8 protein-coding genes are annotated in these 7391 nt (G+C 27.0%); all 8 read right to left on the reverse strand.

The features are described 5' to 3' along the window. Positions 1-182 precede the first annotated feature (182 nt). Positions 183-1136, reverse strand: coding sequence for a DUF4435 domain-containing protein (locus KO506_RS06765; RefSeq protein ID WP_215994142.1), 954 nt, complete (start codon positions 1134-1136; stop codon positions 183-185). Between the two features lie 6 nt (positions 1137-1142). Continuing rightward, positions 1143-2525 (reverse strand): AAA family ATPase, encoded by a 1383-nt coding sequence (locus tag KO506_RS06770; protein WP_215994143.1) that lies wholly within the window; start codon positions 2523-2525, stop codon positions 1143-1145. A 281-nt stretch (positions 2526-2806) separates the two neighbouring features. Further along, positions 2807-3136 carry a hypothetical protein gene (locus tag KO506_RS06775; RefSeq protein WP_215994144.1) on the reverse strand — a complete coding sequence of 110 codons (330 nt, stop codon included), beginning with the start codon at positions 3134-3136 and terminating at the stop codon, positions 2807-2809. Between the two features lie 22 nt (positions 3137-3158). After that, positions 3159-3413, reverse strand: coding sequence for a hypothetical protein (locus KO506_RS06780; protein ID WP_215994145.1), 255 nt, complete (start codon positions 3411-3413; stop codon positions 3159-3161). Between the two features lie 169 nt (positions 3414-3582). Beyond that, positions 3583-4263: a hypothetical protein gene (locus tag KO506_RS06785; protein WP_215994146.1), complete on the reverse strand. Its 681-nt coding sequence runs from the start codon at positions 4261-4263 to the stop codon at positions 3583-3585. A 169-nt stretch (positions 4264-4432) separates the two neighbouring features. Further along, positions 4433-6193: a hypothetical protein gene (locus KO506_RS06790; protein WP_215994147.1), complete on the reverse strand. Its 1761-nt coding sequence runs from the start codon at positions 6191-6193 to the stop codon at positions 4433-4435. A 178-nt stretch (positions 6194-6371) separates the two neighbouring features. Further along, a complete protein-coding gene (locus KO506_RS06795; protein WP_215994148.1) occupies positions 6372-6668 on the reverse strand; it encodes a hypothetical protein in 297 nt (98 codons plus the stop codon). A gap of 257 nt (positions 6669-6925) precedes the next feature. Continuing rightward, the coding region (locus tag KO506_RS06800; RefSeq protein ID WP_215994149.1) for a hypothetical protein at positions 6926-7391 on the reverse strand (466 nt) is incomplete at its 5' end.

The raw sequence follows: 7391 nt of genomic DNA on the forward strand, positions 1-7391 counted from the left end.
CTTTAATTAATAACTTATATTTTCTCAATTCTGAAAACTGGCTGAGGCATTTAAACCTAACGTTGTTGTATATGGTTTGTTGCGTGTTTAAAGTAACTAATTTAGTAAATAATTACCGACCAAGAAAGTCCGTGAGGACTTTCGCAAGTAGGCAAGAAGCCAGCAATAAATTATATACGGTGTTATGCTACGTTTTTTATTCTTTTCAAATATTCAATTAAACAATCTGGGGTTATTGCATTATTAGTTAATTGAGATACAGAAGTTGCATATTCGAACCTTAATGATGTGCTATATTTTTTCGAAAAAATAGAACTTTTCTTTTTTCCTATTTCATCTTTAAATCTATTTAAATATGAAACTAAAAATCGTAATTCAAATTTGCCTCTAAATTTTTCGTCTCCTTTTAATGTTTTAAATTCTGTAAGTTTCTTTTCGAAAACTGCTTTTTCAATTTTAGGTGCATTGTTGAATATTTTCTCAATATCTTCTAGTCTCAATAATTGGTCGGGAAAATTTATTTTTGATAAGTCAGGGTTAACTAATTTATTAAAAACGTCAGTACTTAAAATACTTTTTAAAGAACTTTCAATTTTCAATCTAGTGGATATGTTATTTTCTTTCCTGTAATCTGCTTGACAAGCTAGCCAAGAATTCAAAATAACTATCTTTTCATGGAATTTATTTTTGAGATTATTGTAAGACAATTTTGCTTCTTTAAAGCAATCACATCTTCTGCTAATATTAAATTCATTAATTAATATATTTTCAAAAGCGTTTTCTACAACATAAAAATTTTCTATGCTATAAAAAGGTGTTGTATAAATATTTTCAATTGAGGTTTTGCCATCAAAATCTGAATCTACAAAGTACCCAACATTGTTATTCTTGTAAATATCATGATAGTTAATTAATTGGTGAAGTTTTATTAAGTTTCCTTTTCCTTTACAGACATAATCAAAATAATCATTATCGGTATAAATCATTTTAGTTCTAATTGAATAATAACTTCTATCTTCATTTCCTTCAAAAAAGCAATAAATGTTTTCTTTGTTTTTTTTGAAGTCTAAAACGAATTCTGTGTACGCAACTAAACCAGAACCTAGTTCTTGTTTTGCTTGTTCTATAATATCCATATTTGACTAATCAATGAAAGTGTTCATTCCTACAGCATATCTGTCTAAATTATTATCGAAAATAAAAGGAGAATGTGTTACTGCAAGTAAAAAGTCACATTTTCCAGAAGCAAGGACATGCGGAAGTAGTTGTTTTTGCCATTTTATTGAAAGCGATAATTCTGGTTCATCAAAGAATATTAATTGGTTGTCTACTTCTTCTAAATATAATTTAGAAAATAAAGATACAATTTGTTTTTCTCCAGATGAAAGTTGATTTAATTCTACTTTTTCGTTTGTTAACAAATTAAAAATATTTAGAGTAACAGAACTTTCATCAAAGTAAAATACTTTACCAACTAAATATTGATTACAGATTTTTTCGAAATCTTTTATTGAATTATCAAGTTCACGTTGTTGTACATATATATCTTCAAGTTTCGTTAAAAAATAAGCTAGTTCTTTTTTTAAGAGTAACTCTTTACTATCTAATAAACGTAATATGTTTTTTCGGTCGGCTTCGGATAAATTATTTTTGACTCTGTTTAATATAATTTCAACATTATTACTATTAATATTTAATATTTCTTCTTCCGTTAGTTTAGGGAAACCTTCTTGTAATTGGTGTAACATTTCACCTGTTACTTTTGCAAAACCTTTTATAGAGCTATCGTTAATTTTTGCTATAATATTTTTTATTCTTTGATCCACATCTTCCATTCCAAATTGAATTAATGTTTCATCTTCTAAATCATCAATTTCTTCTCTTTCATCAATATTCCAAAGGTCTGGGATTTCCTCTCTATTTATTCTTGTTAATTTCCCTAAATTATGTAATTCTTCTTCAACTCTTCTATAGGTAGGGAAATATAAAATATTTAAACTCTCATTATTATCTAAGTAATCAGTTAGATTTTCAATACTTGTTAAATCTGGTAGTTTTGATATTTTATCTAATAGTTCTATTACTAAACCCGCAGGAGCATGTAGTTTATTTATTATTCGATTTTTTCTAGCAAAATCATAAATAATGCTGTGTCTGTCAGTTTTTTCATTCTTATTTTCTTTAATAAATTTATTAAGACTATTTATGTCCACTAAATTTAAAATATCAGATTTTAAATTTTTATATCTTCCAGCTCTTTTGTTGTTTGAACTTTCTATAAAAGCTGACAGTTGTTCTTGTGTAAAATTAAATTCTATATTATCAATATTAAGTTCAATTGATTCAAAATTAATTTTGTCTAGTTTTCTCCATTTTTGAGTTAATGTAAAGTATAATGAATTCAGGATAGAAGTTTTTCCTAATCCATTTTCCCCCATTAAAATCATTACGTTATTCTCGAATATTAAATCAACATTTTGATATCCAAAAAGTTTATTAATTTTAAATTTTTGTATTCTATTCATTTTTTTTGTTTAAAATTCTGACTAATCTCAAATTTAGTTGATTTTTAGTATTAATGCTTAGTTTAAAAGTGATTTATAATAATTTAATATTAATACTTCAAAATTTAATTCTAATCTAGATTATCGTGTGAGGGAAATGTAGCATAACGTGATTGTGTATGATTTCGTTGCGTGGTTTAAGCACTAAAGTTAGCAAATAAATCACAGATAGAAAGTCCGCGAGGACTTTCGTAAGTAGGCTATAACTAGCAATGAATTATACACGGTGTTAGCTGTAGTATTTATTCGTTATTTATTTGATTCAGACTTACTATTTCATTCAATAATTCAGATTCAATTTCAAGTCTATCATTGTGTGATAGAAATTCAAGATAAAAACTGTAGTTCAAACTAAAAGTTACATCATTTGTAAATAAATGGTCTTTAATTCCTTCTTTTTTAAGAAATTCCAATGTTATTTTTTTAGGTTTTTCCGCAGTTTTTGAAGTATATTTAGAAAAATCAATCAATTTTTTTTCCGTTTTTACTTCTTTGATAAGTTCGTTTATAAATTCTCCATATTCAATTTTGAAATAACTAATATATTTTTCTCCTATTTGTTTGTATTCCATATTTTCTAATTATAATGGTTTTTTAGAGTTGTATACCTTTCTCATCAAAATATTCTTTGATTGTTCCGCAAGTTTCGTAATCCTCTTTTTCCATTGCTATCTTATATACTAATTTTAAATTTTCATCTGAAGGTTTAGATTTCATACTTTTCAAACCTGCTAATCTTTTTTCTTTACTACCAATACTTCTTATTAGTTTAGAAATTCCCTCAGCCAATTTCTCTTGCATTAGCTTTTTCATTTTCTCAAGTTCATTCAAATCGTCTTTATCACTCATTTTTTCTGGGTTTCTGTTATATTACAGCTAACGTTGTTGTGTAAGGAAAGTTGCGTGGTTTAAGCAATAAAGTTAGTAAATAAAATACGAACCAAGAAAATCCGTGAGGATTTTCGTAAGTAGGCTTTTACCAGCAATTTTTTTTACACGGTGTTGTGGTTAGGTTTTTTTAGAAAATTATTTTTTCGCAATGACCAATTGCCTCAGGACATTCAACTACTATAGAATTTTCCACATTATATTTTGAAAACCAAGCTAGTCTATATTCATTTTGGTGTTCATATTTTTTATCTTTTGAGAAAAGTTCTCTATCTCTTGTTAATTCTTTAATTATAGTCTGATTCTGTAAATAACTTTTAGACTTAAAATCTAATTCTTGAAATTTTTTATTCCTTAAGTCATTCTTTTTTAATATTTCTCCTTTGAAATCAAGGTAATCACATTTCCCTTCAACTCCACTATTCACAAAAGGTAATTTTTTAGAAATCTCTAAACCAAATAAAGTAGGGAAATTTATTTTGATAGCACAAACACCATTAAAGTCACTTATAACTTTTTCGTTTAGTTCCATTGTAGTAGACATTATATAGGCGTTGGAACCAGAATCATAAATAACATATTCGTGATGTTCTCCGTCTTCAGAAACACCTCCAATAATTCCATTTCCTTCAGTTTTATCTCCTTGCATTTCATCATCATAATTTTTAAAATTAGTAAAACAACTTATCATTAATTCACCTTTCTCAAAAAAGTTATCTAACCATTTCTTATTATCAAATATTCTATAAACGGGGTCATTTTTAATTTTCCAATTTATATTATAACTTAATGAAGTTGGAGAGTAATTCATATTTCTATTAGCGTTTTTTTAACTTAACCACAACGTGTTTGTGTATGATTAGTTGCGTGTTTTAAGCACTAAAGTTAGTAAATAAAACACAGATAGAAAGTCCGCGAGGACTTTCGTAAATTGGCTAAAACCAAGCAATTAATTATACACGGTGTTGGCATTTCGTTTTTTATACTGTTTTCAATATATATTCAATTTCATTTTTTAAATAAGGAACACTTAATTTATAATATCTATCATATTCTGGATACAAAACAATCAAAAACATATTATTTATTATTAATCCGTAATTCTCTTCTAATATGTATCTATATAAACTTTGTTGAAGAGTATAACGATTATAACTTGTATCGTCAATTTTATTTAGTTTTCCTATTCCACTTTGCCATTGATTTGTGATAATTGGTAAATGATTAAAAGTATTTATTATTTTTTTACTTCTTTTCCAATCATATATATCAAAGCCATTCTCTCCATTTTTGGCTAACAAGTCAATTGTACCTGCAATATTATGTTTTTGGTCAAAAATTCTCCATTCAGAACGATAAGGTACTAAATCAGAATGTTTTTCTAAAAACTGTTTAAAAAGATTAAATTCCTCCATTTCAGAGTATTTTTCTCCTAAATAATAATTCTCAATCTGTTCGTGAAGAAAAGTTCCTTTATCTCTAGCAACCTTTCCTTTATCACTCCACATTTTTGCAACTTCTATTGCAGTCATTCCTAATTGTGGTGCTTTTCTATTTGACCAATATACACTATCGAATTCGGGAAAAAATCTTGAAATTATTGTACTTGCAGAAGTTGCAGGAACATTGTCAATAGTATAAATATGTGGTTCTGAATAAAATTTAATTCGCGAATCTTTCTTGTGTGCATTTTTCTTATTAAAACTTATGTTTTTTCCTAAATCTTCAATTCCAAATGAAGTTGGTTTAACCAATTTTTCTTCTTCAATCTCTTGTTTGTTAAAATCTCGCTTTATTGTTTCTTGTTGTTCCGTTAGTTCAGAGAAAGTATGGTTTAAATAATTTTCACGATATTTCTCTTTCTCCCATTTTTGAGCTTGAACAATATCCCATAAAATTTCGTTTTCTATTTTTGAATCAGATTTTAAGTCATTAGAAATTTGTATTGAATTGTCAATAGAATTAATAACTGAAACAATAAAATTTAAGCATTCAATTTCTTTTGTATGGACTTGTAATTCTGAAAACCTAATAACTATCCAACCTCTATTTCTAAAATAATTATCTCTATTAACATCTTCTCCTTTACAATGTGTTGGTTGTCTTGTGATTCCTGCGTAAGGTTCATCAATCTCAATGTCAATTCGAATATTTTTATTTGTAGAGCATATTATAGCAATATCAGGTTCAAATGGACGAGTTAATTTTCCTGTATTTAGTCTAATGTTTCCAGAAACTTCAAATTTATTTGACAGTAATTTTGAAATTGATTTCTCAAAACTTTCATCTTTAAATCCCTTTCTTTTTGTTGTTCCAATCCTATGAGTTCTTACAATACAGTTTTCATTCGGTATCTTTAGAATTGGATATGAATTTTCATTATCATTTAAATTTGAAGTGTAATGAACAAACCGATTCTCTATAGTTTTTTCAATTGGTTTAACTATTTCTTTTGATAGTTTTTTAATTGTTTTTTCCTCTATAGGTGATTTTATTTGTTTGGTTTTTGTTTCTTTTATTTTTGGTTGAAAACTAATTTCACTATATTCTTTCTTTTGTGTAATTTTTTTCTCTGGTGAAGGTTTGTATTCATCTTCTTCACTCTTCGAAATTAAATATACACCTAGAATTAAACTTGATAAGCAAAAAAACACAGCCAAAACGCTATTTCCAATTGAAGCACCAATAGCTCCAAAGAACATACATCCAAAAATTAAAATTATTCCTAAAATTTTTTTCATTAACTTATTTTTTTTAAATGAATGCCAACGTGATTGTGTATGGTTAGTTGCGTCTTTTAAGCACTAAAGTTAACAAATAAAAACCGAATAGAAAGTCCGCGAGGACTTTCGTAAGTAGGCTAAAATCAAGCAATTAATTATACACGGTGTTGTGCAACGTACTTTCTCAATGTTTTTTTTAATCGTCTTTATTCATTGCTCGTACAAATTCATAATGACCTCCAACCCAGCCAAAATCGCCACCATATTCAGAATCAAGTTTATCTAAAAATGCTTTAATAGCTTTTCCACTTGCAAGCATAAGCGTAGAATCATTTTGGTCGGTTTTGATGAATAATTTTCCATTATTTTGTGAACATTCAAATCCTCCCATTTGAGTTACGCCAATTATACTTTCATATAAATTATAAATTTCTTCAATGTGAGTTTCGTTAAGATTATCTAACCATTCTTGAAAATCTGTTGTTGTTGCCATAATTTTTATTTTTTTGATTTAATAAATACGTCTTGATTTTCCAAGACAAAATAGTACATTCCTGCTGTTGTAAAAAACCAAAGCAGATAAGGTTCAAATTCAGTTGTATTTCTAACAAATATTTCTCGGATTAACCAAAACCAAGCGTAAATGTTAAATGCTATAATATAAATTCGTTTAACCCATAAAATTATTATCGGTTTAATTCTTTCCTGTTCTGTTTGGAAATTATTTTTTTTCAAATTTCGTTTAATTTTTTATTCGGGTTTGTAATGTAATAACCCCTTTTCATAAAGCATATTTTTAAATTCCTTCGAATCATAATTTACTTTTCCCGTTAAAATTTCACTTCCAATTCCGTAAATAAAAGGTCTAGGTCTATTACTCCAACCTTTTCCAAATTTTCTTGGTTTAAATCCAGCAATATTTCCATCTATCAAAATTCGATTTTCTGGTGTAATTTTTTTGACAGTTAAATCAACACACGGATAAATTTCGTTTTCTTTCAAATATACTTTTTCTGCAATTAATTCAATTACGTTTTCTTTTCCGACTGCTTTTATTTTTTCCTTAAAACACCACTCAAATTCAAAATCATTCGGAAGTTTAATTCCAGAATGCAATTCAGTATAAAGTTTTAATTCAGAAAGTGTTTTTTCAATATGTTTTTTGAATTCTTCTCGGGTCATTTTTTGTATGTTGCACAACGTGTTTGTATATGGT

The organism is Polaribacter vadi, assembly GCF_018861005.1.
GTDB lineage: Bacteria > Bacteroidota > Bacteroidia > Flavobacteriales > Flavobacteriaceae > Polaribacter > Polaribacter vadi_A.